This window comes from Candidatus Nitrosocosmicus sp. R, from assembly GCF_054408505.1.
Map to the genome: position 1 here is coordinate 295153 of NZ_CP167090.1, position 17775 is coordinate 312927.

General features: G+C 33.2%; 21 protein-coding genes. 13 read left to right on the plus strand and 8 right to left on the minus strand.

All coding sequences use genetic code 11. The features are described from left to right. The first annotated feature begins 29 nt into the window (after nt 1-29). A complete protein-coding gene (locus tag AAGU22_RS01555) occupies nt 30-353 on the plus strand; it encodes a Rieske 2Fe-2S domain-containing protein (RefSeq protein WP_458720495.1) in 324 nt (107 codons plus the stop codon). A 70-nt stretch (nt 354-423) separates the two neighbouring features. Here AAGU22_RS01555 and AAGU22_RS01560 read toward each other — a convergent pair whose 3' ends face one another. Genes AAGU22_RS01560 through AAGU22_RS01575 form a run of 4 tightly spaced genes read right to left on the minus strand, consistent with a single transcriptional unit; the run spans nt 424 to nt 4371 of the window. Continuing rightward, on the minus strand, nt 424-1284 hold the full coding sequence (locus tag AAGU22_RS01560; protein WP_458720496.1) for a uroporphyrinogen-III synthase: 861 nt from the start codon (nt 1282-1284) through the stop codon (nt 424-426). 51 nt (nt 1285-1335) lie between these two features. Continuing rightward, nucleotides 1336-2115 carry a uroporphyrinogen-III C-methyltransferase gene (gene cobA, locus AAGU22_RS01565; RefSeq protein WP_458720497.1) on the minus strand — a complete coding sequence of 260 codons (780 nt, stop codon included), beginning with the start codon at nt 2113-2115 and terminating at the stop codon, nt 1336-1338. Next, nucleotides 2112-3077 carry a hydroxymethylbilane synthase gene (hemC, locus tag AAGU22_RS01570; RefSeq protein WP_458721720.1) on the minus strand — a complete coding sequence of 322 codons (966 nt, stop codon included), beginning with the start codon at nt 3075-3077 and terminating at the stop codon, nt 2112-2114. Before hemC ends, cobA begins: the two co-directional genes overlap by 4 nt. Continuing rightward, nucleotides 3073-4371, minus strand: a complete 1299-nt coding sequence (locus AAGU22_RS01575; protein WP_458720498.1) for an aspartate aminotransferase family protein — start codon at nt 4369-4371, stop codon at nt 3073-3075. Before AAGU22_RS01575 ends, hemC begins: the two co-directional genes overlap by 5 nt. 386 nt (nt 4372-4757) lie before the next feature. Between AAGU22_RS01575 and AAGU22_RS01580 the strand changes: the two genes are divergently transcribed. From AAGU22_RS01580 to AAGU22_RS01590, 3 genes are all read left to right on the plus strand, one after another. After that, nucleotides 4758-4880: a hypothetical protein gene (locus AAGU22_RS01580; RefSeq protein WP_458720499.1), complete on the plus strand. Its 123-nt coding sequence runs from the start codon at nt 4758-4760 to the stop codon at nt 4878-4880. Nucleotides 4881-5608: 728 nt separating this feature from the next. Beyond that, nucleotides 5609-6196 (plus strand): hypothetical protein, encoded by a 588-nt coding sequence (locus AAGU22_RS01585; RefSeq protein WP_458720500.1) that lies wholly within the window; start codon nt 5609-5611, stop codon nt 6194-6196. A 74-nt stretch (nt 6197-6270) separates the two neighbouring features. Next, complete coding sequence (locus AAGU22_RS01590; protein ID WP_458720501.1) at nt 6271-7230, plus strand: 6-bladed beta-propeller; 960 nt, start codon at nt 6271-6273, stop codon at nt 7228-7230. An 83-nt stretch (nt 7231-7313) separates the two neighbouring features. Here the strand turns inward: AAGU22_RS01590 and hemB are convergent, their stop codons facing one another. The 3 genes from hemB to AAGU22_RS01605 all read right to left on the minus strand — a co-directional run bounded on the left by hemB (nt 7314) and on the right by AAGU22_RS01605 (nt 10346). Next, nucleotides 7314-8279 (minus strand): porphobilinogen synthase, encoded by a 966-nt coding sequence (hemB, locus tag AAGU22_RS01595; protein ID WP_458721721.1) that lies wholly within the window; start codon nt 8277-8279, stop codon nt 7314-7316. A gap of 109 nt (nt 8280-8388) precedes the next feature. Further along, nucleotides 8389-9675, minus strand: a complete 1287-nt coding sequence (gene hemA / locus AAGU22_RS01600; protein WP_458720502.1) for a glutamyl-tRNA reductase — start codon at nt 9673-9675, stop codon at nt 8389-8391. Further along, the gene (locus AAGU22_RS01605) at nt 9672-10346 is read right to left on the minus strand and encodes a precorrin-2 dehydrogenase/sirohydrochlorin ferrochelatase family protein (RefSeq protein ID WP_458720503.1); all 675 of its coding nucleotides are present in this window, start codon (nt 10344-10346) and stop codon (nt 9672-9674) included. The genes hemA and AAGU22_RS01605 overlap by 4 nt, the downstream gene beginning before the upstream one ends. A 207-nt stretch (nt 10347-10553) precedes the next feature. Between AAGU22_RS01605 and radA the strand changes: the two genes are divergently transcribed. The 6 genes from radA to AAGU22_RS01635 all read left to right on the plus strand — a co-directional run bounded on the left by radA (nt 10554) and on the right by AAGU22_RS01635 (nt 14688). Beyond that, a complete protein-coding gene (gene radA, locus AAGU22_RS01610) occupies nt 10554-11570 on the plus strand; it encodes a DNA repair and recombination protein RadA (RefSeq protein WP_458720504.1) in 1017 nt (338 codons plus the stop codon). 67 nt (nt 11571-11637) lie between these two features. After that, complete coding sequence (locus AAGU22_RS01615) at nt 11638-11922, plus strand: 50S ribosomal protein L21 (RefSeq protein WP_458720505.1); 285 nt, start codon at nt 11638-11640, stop codon at nt 11920-11922. 15 nt (nt 11923-11937) lie between these two features. Further along, nucleotides 11938-12315: an RNA polymerase Rpb4 gene (locus AAGU22_RS01620; protein WP_458720506.1), complete on the plus strand. Its 378-nt coding sequence runs from the start codon at nt 11938-11940 to the stop codon at nt 12313-12315. A 43-nt stretch (nt 12316-12358) separates the two neighbouring features. After that, nucleotides 12359-12961 (plus strand): DUF655 domain-containing protein, encoded by a 603-nt coding sequence (locus AAGU22_RS01625; RefSeq protein WP_458720507.1) that lies wholly within the window; start codon nt 12359-12361, stop codon nt 12959-12961. A 73-nt stretch (nt 12962-13034) separates the two neighbouring features. Beyond that, a complete protein-coding gene (locus AAGU22_RS01630; protein WP_458720508.1) occupies nt 13035-13811 on the plus strand; it encodes a ribosomal RNA small subunit methyltransferase A in 777 nt (258 codons plus the stop codon). Nucleotides 13812-14247: 436 nt separating this feature from the next. After that, nucleotides 14248-14688, plus strand: a complete 441-nt coding sequence (locus tag AAGU22_RS01635; RefSeq protein WP_458720509.1) for a hypothetical protein — start codon at nt 14248-14250, stop codon at nt 14686-14688. A 102-nt stretch (nt 14689-14790) separates the two neighbouring features. Here the strand turns inward: AAGU22_RS01635 and AAGU22_RS01640 are convergent, their stop codons facing one another. After that, nucleotides 14791-15258 carry a universal stress protein gene (locus AAGU22_RS01640; RefSeq protein ID WP_458720510.1) on the minus strand — a complete coding sequence of 156 codons (468 nt, stop codon included), beginning with the start codon at nt 15256-15258 and terminating at the stop codon, nt 14791-14793. A 272-nt stretch (nt 15259-15530) separates the two neighbouring features. Between AAGU22_RS01640 and AAGU22_RS01645 the strand changes: the two genes are divergently transcribed. From AAGU22_RS01645 to AAGU22_RS01655, 3 genes are all read left to right on the plus strand, one after another. After that, complete coding sequence (locus AAGU22_RS01645) at nt 15531-16520, plus strand: hypothetical protein (RefSeq protein ID WP_458720511.1); 990 nt, start codon at nt 15531-15533, stop codon at nt 16518-16520. A gap of 143 nt (nt 16521-16663) precedes the next feature. Next, complete coding sequence (locus AAGU22_RS01650; protein ID WP_458720512.1) at nt 16664-16843, plus strand: hypothetical protein; 180 nt, start codon at nt 16664-16666, stop codon at nt 16841-16843. A gap of 345 nt (nt 16844-17188) precedes the next feature. After that, entirely contained in the window at nt 17189-17731 is a 543-nt protein-coding gene (locus AAGU22_RS01655) for a cupin domain-containing protein (RefSeq protein WP_458720513.1), read from the plus strand. Nucleotides 17732-17775 lie beyond the last annotated feature (44 nt).

The following is a 17775-nucleotide window of genomic DNA, read 5'->3' on the forward strand; positions in this document are numbered from 1 at the left end:
ATTTTTATATTTGAATTAGGTGTTATAAATTGACCAGCATACAAAAATGGATTGATATTTCCCAATTCCTCAAGTTAAAGAAAGGAGAAATGGACGAATTTGATTATGAAGGCAAAAAAATCATGATATTAAACCTAAACGGCGAATTTTGCGCCTCAGATCGCATTTGTACTCATGCATACGTTGACCTGACCGGGGGTATTTTAAATGAATCTGAAAGAACTGTAACCTGTCCATTACATTTATCGTCTTTTGATTTAAAAAGTGGCAGCGCATTGAACCTGCCTGCAGAAAAACCACTTGAGATTTATCCAATGAAAAAGGAAAAGAACAAGCTGCTAATTTTGATATAATCTTTACCCGTAATTATATTTTCTGTCTATGTTTTACGTATCTCTTAAATCATTTATCTAAAATATGTCACTATTTGATCAATCGAAGTACCGATTCCAGAGCACCATTAATGGTATATTCAGATGATTCTATAAAATCTATTTTATTTTTCTTTAATTCAAGTGAAGTTTTTGGTCCTATTGAAACTACCTTATTTACCTTTAAGGCTTGAAGTACTTCTCTTTCATTTTTGCGAAACGATAATTGAGAGAATTGATGATAAATTATTTTAAAAAAAGATCTGACCGTAGAGGGGCTTGTAAAAATCAGAAATATTTTTTCAACGCGATTAGGTAAACCCAATAACTTCTCCCACTCCTCTGAATTCGATACATTTTTGTTTTCTCTTGTTTCATAAAAGAAAACTTGATCCAGTATTATATTTTCGAATTTTGTATCGATATAATTATTAGACTTTACTGATTCTGCACTTCGGGGCATCAGGATTTTTGGGATTTCTTTTTGATATTCTGTTTTGCATTCTCTATTCAAGTTTTCTAAAAACTCCAGTATATCCGATGAGGAATATTTCTTATCGATGACATTGGTAGAAGATCCTAACTTTGACTTAAATCCATACCCCTGCAATGTTTTTTTGGTCTTAGGTCCAATTACTATCATATTTATCTTATTTAGTTCCTCGATGATTCTTTCATAGTTGTGTTGGTTTTTTGCAATTTCAAAAAATATTTTGACCGCATTCGAGCTCAAAAAAATACAATAGTTATAAAAGCCATTACTGAGTCTTTTAAAAGATTCTCTCACTTCTTGTGAGTCAATTTTATTAAAAGATATGGTGGGTAACGCAATCAATTCAATCCCATCTAAATGAGCTTGGTCAATGTTTTGGTTTTGGATATCATCCGTCAATACTCCTTCATTTGTAATCACAATAATTATTTTTTCCAACTTATTTGATTGTCTCTTTCTTTTTGATTAGAATCATGATTCCCCACTGGTTTGTTGAATGTACCATTTGATCTTCTTGTGAAGATTTACTATGTTTCCAATTATAACTATGGCTGGGGGTTTTACATTATATTCTTTAGCTAAACTAACTATGTTGCCTAAGTTGCCAGTAATTACTTTCTGATTCTTTAAGGTGCTGTTTTGGATTATTGCTACTAGGGTTCTATCATCAATTTTTCTCCCTTTTATTTTGTTTATGATCAATTCTAACTTTTCTGTTCCCATATAGATCACCACAGTATCAACCGCTTCAAATAATTTATCCCATTTTACTTCGGGAGTTTTCTTTTCTGGATCCTCATGACCAGTAACGAATGCTACAGCGGAGCCGTACTTTCTATGGGTGAGTGGTATTCCAGAATAATTAGCTGCCCCAATACCAGACGTAATCCCCGGAATGATTTCAAATGGGATTTCATTGTCAGCCAAAATCTCTGCTTCTTCTCCTCCTCTCCCAAAAATAAAAGGATCACCGCCTTTGAGTCTTAATACCTGTCTCCCCATTTTTGCATACTTTATCATCAACTCATTTGTCTTATTTTGATGTGTAGTCGGGTCCCCGACATTTCTACCGACGTACACTTTCTCTGATGTATCTGGAAATAGTTTAATAATTTCGTCTCCAATCAGTCTGTCATATAAAATTACATCAGCTTGTTTTATTAATTCAAATACCTTTATTGTCAATAATTTTGGATCACCGGGACCTGCTCCGCAAATGAAAACTTTGCCTAGTCTATCGTTGTTTTTCATTCTATCAACTCATCTAATGTATCGATATTCATACTAGTATTATTCCATTCTTTTGTTATTTCTTTAGCCCCTTTTGAAATTAATACTTCTGCTACCATTCGACCCAATTTTCGTGGGTAAGCAGCATTATATTGTTTCTTTACTTTGATAGATTTTCTTCCGTCTAACGAATAAACTACGGCAAAAAGTGTCATTAACCTATCCTTGTTTTTTAAAGTGGCTAACGCTCCCATTGGAACTGTGCAACCAGCTCCAATACTTTCGGTAAGAGATCTTTCAGCCTGGATTTCCTTATGCGAGTTCTTGTGCTCAATTTGCTTTAGCATTTTTACAAGATCTTTGTCATCTTTTCTACAAACAATTGCTAGGGCTCCTTGACCAGGAACTGGTGTAAAGCTCTGAATACTAAGTCTTTGTGTGATCTGATTTTTCATACCCAATCTCTCAATTCCTGCTTCTGCTAGTATTATTCCAGAATAAGGATTTTCTTTTGATTTGTTTATTCTTGTTTCTATATTACCTCTTATTGACTTTACCCTTAATTTTGGATACTTGGTTCTAATCTGTATGGCTCTTCTGATACTACTTGTTCCTATTATAGAACCTGTTTTTAGCTCATGAATCTTATTGTTATTTATACTGTTTATAAAAACATCGTTCGGTCTTTCTCTTTTGGGAATACATGCTATTACTAACTTATCAGATATCCCTCCGTGAAGATCTTTAAGACTATGTACTGCAAAATCAGCTTTATACTGAAGTAATCTTTCATTCACTTCTTTTTCAAATACTCCAGTTTGATTAATTACATAAAATGGTCTTTTATCTCTGTCACCTTTCGTAGTAACTTTGTCCATTCTAATGTTTAGGTTTGGTTTAATTTCCCTCAAAGATGAAATAATTAAGTTAGTTTGATAAGTGGCTAATTTGCTAGCTCTAGTAGCAACAACTATTCCCTTAATACCTTTTCACCTTCGATAATGCCGTTTCATAAGCATCTAAAGTTTTTTCAAGATCTTCCTCATTATGTTGAGTTGAAATAAAACAGGTCTCAAACGGGGAAGGTGGGATGAATACACCTTTTGCGAGTAATATTCTAAACATGTCCATAAAGAACTTTGTATTTGATGATTTTACTGAATAATAGTTGCTTATTATTTTATCCGAAAAAAACAATTGAAACATAGAGCCAATAGAATTTACGGTAGCGTCAATTTTCTTGTCTTGTACCATATTTCTTACTGCTTCAACTAATTTGTCACAGGTTCTGGCTACTCTGGGATATATGATGTTCTTTTCATCAATTAAGATCTCTAAAGTTTTCAAGGCTGCTGTTACTGAAATTGGATTCCCAGCGTATGTACTAGCTTGATATACCGATCCACTTGGAGCTAATCCCGACAATATTTCTCTGTTGCCTGCAAGAAGTGAGATGGGATATCCATTTCCCAAAGTTTTGGCAAATGTAGCCATATCTGGTTTTATACCAAAAAATTCGCTTGCTCCACCCAAGGCTAATCTAAATCCAGTTACCACTTCGTCAAATATCAAAACAATGTTATTTTGTTTAGTTAGGTTTCGAATACTATTAAGATAATCTTTTTCAGGAAGAATTAGACCCGTATTAGCCATAACTGGTTCAACTATGATACAGGCTATGTCATTGCGATTCTGTTCATTATCTATCGCCGAGGTAAGTGACTCTAGATCATTATAGGGAACGGTGATGGTTTTTGAGGCACTCTCTGATAATATGCCATCGGAATATTCTTGGTTGGCTGCCCCAGAACCAGCTTTATTTAGGACATAATCATAAGCACCATGATATCCGCCCTCAAATTTTATTATCTTTGATTTTCTTGTATATGCCCTTGCTAAGCGAATCGAATGCATAGTTGCCTCAGCTCCAGTATTCATAATTCTTATCATTTCTGCACATGGAATTATTTTGGAACAAATTTCAGCTAGCTGAGTTTCCTTTTCTGTAGGCGTACAAAATAAATTGCCTTTGTCTATCTGACTCTTTATTTCAGAGCCTATTTGTTGATTACCATGTCCTAGAAAAACTGATCCGTAACCTAGGCAATAATCAATTAATACATTACCATCATTGGTAAATAGCCTACTTGCGTTGGCAGATTCAACAAAAAAAGGGTACGGTTGAAAATATCTGACTGGACTATTAACCCCTCCTGGAATCACTTTGGATGCTTTTTCAAATAGAATACGTGATTTGTCAAATGTTATATCCGTCATGAGGTATAATGATATTGTTGGTTATATGTTCTAGATATACATTATCTAATATTTTAGTTATCAACACTTTTTGTCTAAAAATGTCTAACTTTCGATCATCTCATTAATTGAGTTTTGGATGATTCTTTGATTGTTTCTACCTTCTGGATAGATGCATATCTACATACATATTTACATTCATTAGCTACTAATCAAGTGATCGAAACAATTTTGTTTTTTCTTGGATTTTCATTTGTTTGGAGTCATATGTATAAGACAAGGACTAAGTAGACATCTATGCTATATACATACCTTCTTCATCAACAACAAGAAAGGGACAATTTATAAATACTAGATTTTGATCTGCTTGGTCAAAAAAGTAGAAAAAATGTGATTTAAGGGACACTATGAAGAAACTCTATCTTGCTGCTGCCAATATTATTAATACTGTTCCAACTATTGCTAGAATAAACCCTACTATCTTCGCTATGGTATTTGCACAAGGAGGCAGCATGCTTGAAATCGAATAAAATATTACACCAATTATAGTAATAATTATTCCAGAAACCCAACTCACATAATATTTGTAACTTTATTAGAATATCATTGTTTAGTGACAATCTTTTAGCAAATTCTAGGAATGCTCAACTAAAAGGCTGACATTCCTTCTGTAATGATTTTATCTATTGCAGCGGTCCCGATATTTTGACCTTCAGTGTGATTTAATCACGATCTGGTTTATTGAAACATCCGAATTCTAAATCTTAGTATTTGGCACGTTAGAGGATGATTAAAAATGTATCCTAAATAATCGCCAGCATGATTTTAAAAACTAGCTGCTTGTTTCCTGATTTTGGTTTTTTTTCCAAATTTTCTCGCTTTTTCTAGAATCTTGTAATAGGTCATTGTTTGGTTAAAAACTAATGAGATAATGAATATAGTCGCGAGTATTACAGCAAGCATAAAAGTTAAATGCTGTAAAAAACTCATACCTATTATAAAAAGTCATACACTTATATGTCTAATCATTTATATGCGTATTCTTAAATAGACAGAAATTAATAGGTTGTAAAAAACTTTGAATTAATAATTATTTTTTAGAAAATTCAGATCACCGAAAGTGGCTAGGTAGGAAAACCTGTCAACTGCTGGACTATCTCTTTATGGACAGATCCTTCAAAATACTTTAATCACTTCTTAATTTATCTTTAATAAGAAATTCATAAAAGATAATAAAGGCAAATGTCCATAATAGTTAATGCAAAATTATGTAACATTAATCCTTGTAGTTTTGTTGATAAGTGGTTTTTCTTCTTTAGGCTTGCTTGCAACTACCACTTTGGCATTGCCTATTGATTTTCTTGACAATACTTATGTTTTTGGACCTATTACTGGGTTAACACAGGATAATAACGGTACAATTGATTGGGTACTTGCAGGAGTATGGAGAGCGAGCTTACCTAACGCTACTGATACCTCCTCTGATACAAACAGTAGTTCATTTAATGCAGCAATCGAAATGATTCGACCTGATGGTACTGGTAGACATACCCATACTGTAACTGATTTTACTTTATTAAATTCATCGCAATCTGATACTAATTCTACAGTCTACAATGGGACTTCCAGTGTTAGCCTTGCCAAAGGTCCGGCACTTGACATTCCTACTTCCATTACATCGTCAAATAAGAGTATAATATCAATATGGCTTGATCCTGAAAGTGTGGATCATCATTTTGGTGAATCACATACAATATTTGGAATAGTAGCGAGCCCTGAATTTGACAGGTCCATTCAGAATTCTCCTCTACAAAATGGACCCGGTAATAATACACTGGATCATTAAATAACTGGATTTTTCTTCTCTTTATTTTTGGACTTTAAAAAACTATTTAAATAATGGATCATTGATATTACGAGATGAAGCTTATTCCATTTGCTATTTTAAGCCCACTTGTGATTGGTGTGATGTTATTAACGGCAAGCCAATTCTCTGCATATGCCCTCGAATTTGCACATAAAACTATGTGGGGGGAGAAAGGTGTTGCTCAAGGTCAATTTAACCAGGTTTCTGGTATCGGTGTTGACTCTGAAGATAATGTATATGTATCAGATTTTGCCGGCTATACAACCAAAATGATCCAAAAGTTTACTCCTAATGGCACATTTATACTTGGCTTTGGTACTTTTGGCAATGGACCACAGTACTTTACTAATCCTGCAGGCATTGCAATAAATTCCAATGATTCTGTTTACATAGCTGACTATGGAAATCCCACGTATGCAATAAAAGAATTTACTTCCAATGGCACATTTATTCGATCTATGGGATCATTTGGTCTTGGTCCTGGATTATTTATTAATCCAGGTGGTCTCGGCGTGGACAAAGAAGATAATATTTATGCCACAGACATCGGAGAAAATAGTAATGTACAGAAATTCGATCAGAATGGAAATTTCTTGACTAGTTTTGGGACTCCGGGTAATGGTAATGGTCAATTTAATAACCCTGCGGATGTAGCCGTGGATTCAAATAATAATATTTTTGTAACTGATTCTAGTAACAACAGGGTACAAAAATTCGATCAGGATGGAAATTACTTGATGAAATTCGGAACCTTCGGATCAGGCAATGGTCAATTTAAAAAACCTATCGATTTAGCAATAGATCCTGCTAACAATGTTTACGTGACAGATAGTGATAATAACAGAATCCAAGTTTTTAGCAATAATGGCACGTATATCACTCAATTTGGAAATATAGGTGCATTACATGAGATGGTTGAGGATCCGGTCGGAATTGCATTGGATTCCCAAGGAGATGTATACGTGGCCGATGGGAGAGATACAGACATTCACGTGTTCTCTCCAATACCTTAATTTTTTTATAATTTTCTATAGCATTATACTTGATTACCTAATGTTTGACTATTCTATACCAAACCAAACTAAACTTTCATTCTTTAACTATTTCTTAAAATTTCTGCCATTTTTTTTGCATAATAAGATATTATAATATTTGCACCTGCTCTTTTGATAGCCGTCAGAGATTCCGTAACAGCAAGATTTTCATCCATCCAATTATTCAATGTAGCTGCTTTTATCATGGAATATTCTCCAGATACACTATATGCTGCAATTGGATGAAGAGTATTTTGCTTTGCAGCATAAATTAGATCTAAATTGGGTATCGCCGGTTTTATCATTAGAACATCGGCGCCTTCTTCTACATCTGATTTGATTTCTCTACTCGCCTCTCTTGAATTATGATAGCTCATTTGATATGATAGTCTATTTCCAAATTCAGGTTTTGAGTGTGCTGCGTCTCTAAATGGCGAAAAAAAAGATGATGCCTGTTTAGCAGAATATCCCATTATTAGTGTATCTTTAAATTCATTATCATCAAGAATATCTCTTATGGTTTTTACCTGGCCATCCATCATGGCTGAGGGTGCAACTATGTCAGCACCGGCGATCGCATGGCTTAAAGCAGTCTTTGTCAGTATATCCAAAGATTTGTCGTTATCAATCTCATTTCCATGGAAAATTCCACAATGGCCATGTGAGGTATACTGACATAGACATACATCCGTAATTATAGCTAATTTTTCTCCAAAGTTTTTCTTAATGGATTTGATGGTTTCTTGAACAATGCCTTTGTCATTGAATGAATTTTTTCCATTAGAGTCTTTTTTTAGTGGGATCCCAAAGAGTATTATTCCCTTAATTCCAAGGGTTGAAATCTGGTCAATTTCTTCTAAAATTTTATCTGGAGAATATCTAAATATTCCTGGCATTGATTCTATTTCCAGATTTTTGTTTATCCCTTCTTGAACAAATATAGGCATAACAAAGTCTTTTGGAGATAAACGTATCTCTTGGAAGAGTTCTCTTATAGCAGCAGTTTTTCTTAATCTCCTTAATCGCATTTTCGGAAAGAGTTCATAACTAGAATGTTTATCTGAGATGAAAGTTGTGTTATCTCTAAAATCGCTATCTATACTTTGGTTCTTGTCTATGTTCCTTGATTTATCTACGTTACGGTTTTTCATAATTAAATAACTTTAAAGCCAAATTTATTAATTCATTTTCATTTTTATTATTTGCAAATTCCTTTCGTAGATTATTCATAGGTGTAGATAATATCCCTTCTACCAGTGCATATGAAAACTGTTCAAGAATCTTAATATCATCATTACTAACTCTATTACCAATTAGTGATAAGGCCTTTTTGAATTCTTTGTTTCTTATAGAATCTGCATTCTTGAATATGGTTATTATAGCTGGTTCAGAACTCTTTCTTTTTAAAATTTCCTTGATTGCTATCAGTTCATCATTTATTATCTTTTCTGCTGATTGAATTTCTTTTTTCCTTCTTCCAACATTCTTTTCTACAATTTCTGAAATTTGATCGATATTTACCAATTTGATATTATTTAGAGTAGCAATCTTGTCTTCTACAGTTCTGGGATTTGATAAATCAAAAATCATTAATCCCTTGTTTCTGTTTTTCATCATATTGGCAATTCTCTCATATGTTAGTAAATAATATGGAGCAACCGTTGAGATGAATACAATATCTATATTGTCATTGATTTTTTCCAAAGCCGTTTCAAAAGGTATGGGGGAACCAGCTACAGTATCTGCAAATGATCGTGCTCTTTCAAAAGTTCTGCTTGTAACAAAAAATTTCATATTTCTTTGTTTCAGAGCTTTCGCGATTAAACTAGCTCCCTCTCCAGAGCCAATGAGGAGAATCTCTTTTTCTTTGATGTCATCAAAATATTCATACGCTAAATTTACTGCCATAGACCCAACTGATGTGCTTCCTTTGTTAATACCTGTTAAAGTTCTAACTCTGCTTCCTATTTTTATCGTCTTGTCAAAAAGTATGTTTAGATTCGGACCTGCAAATCCGTTTTTTCTTGAAAACTCTAGGGATCTTTTGACCTGACCCAAAATTTGATCCTCGCCTACTACTAACGAATCAAGCCCAGATGTTAATTTCACTAGATGTTTTAAAGCTTCTTCCCCATCGTTTATTATTACATTATTTTTCACTTGATCTGCTGGTAAATTAATTAAATAAGACCATGCGGTAATTAAATTCTCATAATCAGGATTTATTCCTACACCATAAATTTCAACACGATTACATGTCTGCAAAATAATACATTCTTGCAAATCAGCCAAATTCAACAGGTGTTGATGAGCATCAAAAATATCTTTAAAAGCAAATTTTTCTAATATGTGAATAGGGGAGTTTTTAAATGTGACTCTTATATTGACAAATTGTGATGATTGTACTCCTAGATATAGCGTCATCTGCTTTTATTATCCTCCCATTTATCTAATGTATTAATAATTCTTTCTTTGGCCTTATCTATGTTATTTTTTGCTATTAATTCTTGAATCTCTCGATCGTCTACTATGCTGTACAAAAACTTCCTTCTTTCATGTTGATTCTCGATGTAGTCTCTTACATGTTCTCTGGCAAATTCTTGAATTTTAATATTATCTGTATCTTTTTTCCCTATTATATTTTTTATAGCATTTTCAATTCTGTCTCTAATGATTTTGCTCATTAAGGGGCTTTTCCCCGACGTGGAAATTGCTATCTGAATTATTTCATCAACATTTATTATCGAAGTGAAAAAGAAATCACTTGCTGAGGCATCATCAATGCTATAAGATAGTAGTCCTTTCTCCTTTGCCCTCTCTATAATTTTTTTGTTCAAAAATGGATCATTAGTTGATGCAAAAACTACAAAAATATCATTAAACTCATCTATGATACTTGGATCCTCAATTTTTCTTCTTATTATAATGATTGGATTATTTTTTCCCTCTATTTCATAAAGCGATTCATTGACAGTTTCGCTTATTACTATTATTTTGCAATCGTGTTTAGACAACGATATTATCCTCTTGGCGCCCTCCATGCCAGCCCCTATCACCAAGATATTTCTGCCTTTCAGGTTTAAGTCAACAATCACGTTTATTAAAGATCGTCTTCAATTAGATTTAATATAGTTTATTTATTAAACCCATGACTACATCATGCTTCAGGTAATAAACTAAAATTATGGCATTCTTTTTCGTTAGATTAGTCCCATTCCATATTTTTCTAATTTGCCTTTAACATTGTTTAGTCCGAATTATTAGCATTATTGAAATATTGGATTAGATAAAATAATGTATATTTGAATTTTAGTCCAGATTCTAGTCCGTTCTTTAATACTAAATCGAATAAAAATCCTTTTTCTTTAGATTTATTACCTAATTTACCCGATGATATGATAAAGTTATTAAAAGAATCAGGCTATCTGTCCATAAAAGATCTGGTTATAGAGGGACCGTTTGAAATTTCTACCAGGGCTGGAATCAGTATCGATGATTCTACCTTCATTTATAATCAATCTATTACATTTCTTGAGGAGTTTGGAATAATGGAAAAGCGCTTTACTCCCGCTACCGCCTTGTATCATAAACGAAAAAAAATAGGAAGGATTTCTACGGGTTCTGAGAACTTTGACAAACTTCTTGGGGGTGGAATTGAAACTAATGCTATTACCGAAGTTTACGGGGAATTCGGAACGGGGAAAACGCAGTTATGTCATACTGCTTGCGTAATGGTACAACTCAATCATTCGGAAGGCGGGCTAGAAGGCGGAGCACTATTTATTGATACTGAAAATACTTTTAGACCCGAAAGAATTGATGCCATTTCAAGAGCCCGTGCTCTAAACCCAAATAAAATCCTTGATAACATTGTGGTTGCAAAGGCATACAGTAGTTCGCATCAGGAACTGATATTATCTGAGTCAAGCAGAATAATTGAGTCTCAAGACATAAAGTTAATGATATTTGATTCTGCGATCTCTTTATACCGTTCTGAATTTCTGGGGCTATCTACCCTATCAATCCGTCAACAGCGTTTGAATAAGTTAGTTCATACTATTATGAGGATCGCTCAAACTCACCAAATCGCCGTCTTATTAACCAATCAGGTTCAGTCCTCACCAGAATCGGGTTTTGCCGGGAATGCCTTTAAAGCTGCTGGCGGAAATATCTTCGCGCATTCTAGTACATACCGGATTTTTCTGAGAAAGGCCGACAGAAATCGGATCGCTAGAATTGTCGATTCGCCAAATCATCCTGAGAGTGAAATTTTGTTTTCAATAGGAGAATCTGGAATTTCTGATCCTATAAAGAAATGAAGTACAAGTAGAGATATTGTATTTTGATTGTAAATAATTTTTATTAGGGTATTTATGAAATGATGTTATGCCCTCATCACACGGAACTAGAAGGAAATCCCGATCGATATTAACAAAATCTAACAAAATTACCGGTATATCATATTTGCTCATAGAATATAAACCAGGTGATAAAGTTGTAATTGATATAGACCCAAGCGAGCATAATACTATGCCTCATAGACGTTTTCAGGGCAAAGTTGGAATAATCGAGCATGTTGGCAGACGCATAGTTAAAGTCGTTGTAGTGTTCGGAAGTAAGCCAAAGTACTTGCAAACAAAACTTAATCACATTCGACCAATAGTTGTCTAACTAATTATAAAGTGTGTGCTTGATTTGCCTGAAGTAATAAAAAGAGAGATCGTCACTTTGTCTGAAGTGAAAAAAATATTAGAATCTATTCCTGTGGATGAGATGGATCAAATTCAACGTTGGACATTTGATTACTCTAAGAAGTTTTCAAAGGTTGATTACGAGCCAGCTAAAGAAATGGTCGATAGGCTTATGGCTGAAGGTGATTTGACCACTGAAGAGTCTGTAGAATTGGTAAACGTAATGCCGCGGTCCATAGAAGAATTGAGGGCTTTTACATTTGGGTGGAAAAAATTAATAGTTACAGAAAAACTTGAAAAGATTAAATCCATTTTACTCTCTAAGAGTGAGAATAATGGGGACGAACAACTTCAATCACAAGTTGAAAGTTAAATAAAAAGTCATTTCTTATATATTTGTAAAGGTAAAACATATTTTGTCAAGGTATAATTCAAACAGAGATAATTATAGCAGACATGGTGATACTTTTTCTCCACGAAAATTCGAAGAGTATGCTTACATTTTAGATTATATTCAAAATGGAAAATCTTCTATAGTGAGAATGAGGGAGGGAGTAATTATTCACGCAATAGGTGAAGAGCATTTAACATTATTGGAATTATTGGGAATTAGTAACGAAAAATTTAGCATTGGTGAACGTGTGTATATCGGTAAAGATGGGCGTGAGAAGATTATTAGTGTATTGGGCAGACTTGATTATACTCACATTTCTCAATCCGCAAAAAATGAATTACCAATTGTAATTGAAAAAATAGTCAATGTAAATGAAAAACGATTTATAGATTATTTCAATTCCGCTCAACCAATGACACCACGGGTTCATTCCCTTGAGCTTATCCCTGGAATAGGAAAAACATACATGAAGTCGATACTGGATGAAAGAGATAAGCGAAAATTCGAATCATTTTCAGATCTACAAAATAGGACAGGATTACGAGATGTAACAAAATTGATTGCAAAAAGAATATACGATGAAATTTCTGGCGAAACCCGAATGAATATCTTTGTAAGAAAATAGGGGTAATTTTTATTCCAGAATTTTCACGGCAATCTATTCAAAAAAGTTAGGTCACAAAATTTCTCAACTCACATTGAAAAAACCTACTATTTTAGGACAAAATTTTCTCGTAGATCATACTATGATGAGAAAAATAATTCAGGAATCTAAAATCAATAGAGAAGATGTGATATACGAAGTTGGAACTGGAAAGGGCATCCTTACTGCAGAGCTATGCAAAATTTCAAAATTTGTACATTCATTCGAATTGGATTCTACTCTGTACTCGCATTGTAAGAGAAATTTGAAACATGCGAATTTAGCATTATTGCAACTGGATGGTTTTAATGAAAATCTGACTATTCCCTTTGATGTTTTTTTCTCTAGTCTACCTTACTATGAGAGCCGAAACGCAGTAACATGGTTGTGCCAAAAAAATTTTAAAAGGGGAATAATCCTATTACAACGTGAATTTGTTGAAAAACTTCTCTCAAAGCCTGGAGAGAAGAATTATAGGGCTATTTCTATATTGTCTCAATATAGGTTCTCAATCAAAAAGTTATTCGATGTTCCTCGTACGTCGTTTTCACCAATCCCAAAAGTTGATTCGGTCTTAATCGAGATATGCCCAAGAACATCACCCTTAACAAATAAACTCATTAAGGACATTCAATTCTTGTTATCATTTAGGAAAAAGACCATCTCCTTTATAGTCAATTATTTTAAAAAGAATTATAACAGTGAATTTGACGATTTTGATCATAATGGATTTGGAAAAAATAAACTTGTAAAATTGTCTCCTGAAGATATAATTCGTTTTAGTACATACTTGAATAATACCTTTAATGGCAAACAGATAATAAAAAATTGATTCATTAGTCAACCATAAATTTCAGAAGGAAGACTAGTATCTACAGTTGATATCTTATTTGCTATTTCCTTTTGCTTTTTCCATCGTCATACATATACAAGAATATTCCGCATTAAAACAAGCTCCGTCTAACATTTGTCTTGATTTACATATTTTTATGATGAGGTCTAGGAGAAAAATAAATTATCCAAGTTTATTGTGACACCTTCTATCCACTGTGGTTGATAATCTTGTTCATAATCATCCAAATGTTAGAAACAACCATAATTCAAAAAACTAGAATATTAATAAAAATAAGTGATATTTATCATGATGTTTAACTATTTTTTCAAGGCAGAACACTGTAAATTATATAAGGATTTCTACAACTATTTTATTATCGATTGCATTAGAAACATTTAGAAATTTGTATTAAAAAAAGATAGTTTGTGTTGTCTTGATTGGCGAATACAGTATACTATTTCAAGGTATTCATTCGGTTTCATCAATTTTATGGTGGAGTGTTACCCTAATTGTAGTTGTTATTATTAGACCTCTAAACGGAAGGGGTAACTTATCTATCATCTTGCCGCACATTCGTAAACTTGTGATATTTGCCTCTACAGTTTCTATTACAAGCGGATTTGTCCTATTTGGCTTTAATTCAAATTTCCAATTTGAGGATTTGATTCATACAACAAAGGGTATCATCATTCTATTTGGCGGTTCTCTATCCCTAGTAGTTTATTATCATGTTTTATCTGGATCAAAGCCCAATTCAGTGGCATCAAAGTTGCACAAAGGGTTGAAATTGAATAAATTTATTCCTTACATTATGTTCGGTTTTCTTACTACTGCCATGGTATCAATGATCCTTGCATCTGCGATCATATTTTAAATATATCATCAACCTTGAAGCAGTAAATTCTTGATAGATTTCACTCGTTGATTTCTAATAATGCATTCAAAATTCCTCTTTGATATTTATTTGATGATGATTTTATTTTACTATTAGGATAGGACAATGAGCATAGGTAGAAATTCCGGAGGCTACGCTTCCTACTATTAGTTTTTTCCAACCGGATTTGCCTTTGGATCCAATAATTATTAAATTGATATTTTCCTTCTCAGCATATGTTAGGATACCTTCTACTATTGATATTACGGTAAACACAACTTCAGTTCTAATTTGTACATTTCTTCCCTCGGCTTTCTTGTTTATTTCTTCAAACCATTTTTCTGCTTCTTGCTTTGCTTCAAGATTCAAATCATTTAAAGAACTTGATGTAATGGCTCCCGCTACTGTTTCCTTATGAAAAGCAAAGCCTGATTGTGAATACAAGACATGCAACGCTAATAGCTCACTTTTATATTTATCCGCTAGGTCCACGGCGTAATCAATGGCCTTCATGGAATTTATAGAACCATCTACGGGGATCAAAATCTTACTAAATATATTATTGTTCACGTTCATCTATGAAAACATTTTCCAACATAAAACTATTTTTTGAACGGTTTTGATTAAATAGTTAACATTAGATGTTTGTTTGTCAAAAAAACAGTAGGTTGTTAGGTAAATCTTAAAAATATTTTCTAATATTTTTTGAGATGACTATTACATTTTATATCTAACACTTGGTTTAAGTAGAACACTTTCCTGATAATAAAACTTATATGCGAAATTTAACAACAATCTTGTGATTGCCAAAAACCTACAATCACATTTTTGTCGCCTACTCTGTGACTAGCATTCTTGTATGTGTAATACTTTTACTAGTCTCTTTTAATATGTCCTATGCCGTAGACCCCCTGGAACTCAATATAACCGATAATCCCAGGGCTTATATCAAAAATTATTCATCTTATCTTGATGGAGATAATAACATCGTAATTATTGGTTCCGTTGCAAAGTCTGATTATCAGATTTACCCACAAAATGTTACCGTAGGTATCTTGGCATATAACAATATTACCGGCAGTCATGAAATCATTGCCGAAAAACCCTATAATTCAATATTGTCTGAAAATAATGAACCGTTTCCTTTCAAATTCAAATTAAATTCTACTATTTTTCCTCTAGCAACAAGAGCTGAGCCATTTATTCTTGAGAGCGAAAACGTTAGTTTGCCTACCACTAAATTAAATACTATCAAATTGGACTATCCCGTAATCCCTCAAGGTAAAAATAAGGAATTATTCGGCAATATAACCAACACCAGTCCTATACCACTCAATAACATCACCTTGTTTGCTATTGTAAATGACAAAAATAGCACACAAATAGACTCTGTAAGGACCTTTATACCTGTTTTAAAACCCTATGAAAAAGTACAGTTTTCATTTACACCAGATCCTGCTATAAAGGACAGAGTTTATTTTTATAGTTGTGTTGGAGGTGACATCGATGATATGAAAATTGATGAATTTAAAATTGTCAATATATCTGCTACAAAAATATTAGGATATAAATTTTCAGCACTAGTTCAAATCGATTCGATGAATTATAATGATAGCAGTAAACAGTTTGATTTTGCAATAAACAATATCTATCCTTATCCTGGGTCACTATCTGTAGAATTAATGCCCATGCAAAATAATCCAGTCTCTATCATGATGGACGGATCACCTTACCAGGCCACAAACTTGAAAAACACCGGTAATAAAACTGCAATAGAATTATCGATACCACAAGGTATCCATGATGTTGCAATATTAAACATAGAGGATTAACAAATAGTATCCAACATTTGAAAGGACTATGTTGGATGACTATATTGGAAAAGGAAAACCCAAACCGGACTATTCCTATGAATTAATTGCCTGGGATGTATTTGTAACTTTGGCTATAAATGATGCCTATAGCCCATATAGGAATGGTAAGATCAGGAGAACCGGCTTGTGAATATGAAACAAATGAACATAGCAATGTGGTTTTACCTCTAATCAACTCATTGTATCACATTTACATGGATGATTTGTCTTTTAGAGATTCTATTGAAAGTGGGGTTCCTGAACATGGTTCTTTGGATAGTTCCAATACAAAGTTGAGTTAAAAAATGAAACTTGGATAAACGTGAAGCCTCTGATAGATTGATGGATAAAATTTGCATTAATGAGTGATCAGCCTTTAATCTTGCGAAGAAACCCATTCTATACATTAAGACACTTGTTACGATTTGGGCTTTTAAAATCCGACTGTATCTCAAAAATCACTAAAGAACCCGCTCAAATTATTGGGATGGACAATATTGGACAAATCAAACCTGAATTTATCTCATCAATGATAATATGAAATGGTGATCCTTTTTCATTACCAGCAACCATATCATGGAGATAGCTGAAGGCAATACCACTTATCAGGAGTAATTCTTAATATTTATAGAATTAAGTTCTTGATGATGATTGATGCAGAGTTTATTATTAAGAAATTGGAATTAGAGAAACATATCTCTGAAGGTGGATATTTTAAAGAATCATATCGTTCCCCTGATAATATATCGAATAATGGATTTCATAACAAGAAACACGGACATGAGATTTCTGAAGAGACCACTCATCCTGAAAAAATACGTCCAGCTTCAACTTTAATATATTATTTGTTGGTTGGAAATCAATACTCCGCTATACATAGAGTCAAGAGTGATGAAATTTGGCATTTTTATTTGGGTAGTCCTGTTACCATTCATTTAATTATTGAAGACCATATTAGTCCACGAATTAAACTTGGCAATAATCTTGAAAACGATGAAAATATCCATTACGTAGTAAAAAAGGATACTTGGTTTTGTGCCGAAGTAAACAACAAAATGTCATTTGCACTGATGGGCTGTACTGTTTCTCCTGGATTTGATTTTGAAGATTTTGAATTGGGTAACAAGGATAAATTGATACTCCAGTATCCTCAACATAAGGATCTCATAGAAAGATTTGCAAAACAATAAAACCGATATCAAAATTCTATTCTCTTATTACTTACCTGTGGTGA

Excerpts from the sequence above, each read along its gene's own strand:
- AAGU22_RS01585 (WP_458720500.1), top strand. The coding sequence starts at position 5,609 with ATGCAAAATTATGTAACATTAATCCTTGTAGTTTTGTTGATAAGTGGT.
- AAGU22_RS01655 (WP_458720513.1), top strand. The coding sequence starts at position 17,189 with ATGATTGATGCAGAGTTTATTATTAAGAAATTGGAATTAGAGAAACAT.
- AAGU22_RS01575 (WP_458720498.1), bottom strand. The coding sequence starts at position 4,371 with ATGACGGATATAACATTTGACAAATCACGTATTCTATTTGAAAAAGCA.
- hemA (WP_458720502.1), bottom strand. The coding sequence starts at position 9,675 with ATGACGCTATATCTAGGAGTACAATCATCACAATTTGTCAATATAAGA.
- AAGU22_RS01650 (WP_458720512.1), top strand. The coding sequence starts at position 16,664 with ATGGTAAGATCAGGAGAACCGGCTTGTGAATATGAAACAAATGAACAT.
- AAGU22_RS01580 (WP_458720499.1), top strand. The coding sequence starts at position 4,758 with ATGAAGAAACTCTATCTTGCTGCTGCCAATATTATTAATACTGTTCCA.
- AAGU22_RS01590 (WP_458720501.1), top strand. The coding sequence starts at position 6,271 with ATGAAGCTTATTCCATTTGCTATTTTAAGCCCACTTGTGATTGGTGTG.
- cobA (WP_458720497.1), bottom strand. The coding sequence starts at position 2,115 with ATGAAAAACAACGATAGACTAGGCAAAGTTTTCATTTGCGGAGCAGGT.
- hemB (WP_458721721.1), bottom strand. The coding sequence starts at position 8,279 with ATGCGATTAAGGAGATTAAGAAAAACTGCTGCTATAAGAGAACTCTTC.
- AAGU22_RS01615 (WP_458720505.1), top strand. The coding sequence starts at position 11,638 with ATGCCCTCATCACACGGAACTAGAAGGAAATCCCGATCGATATTAACA.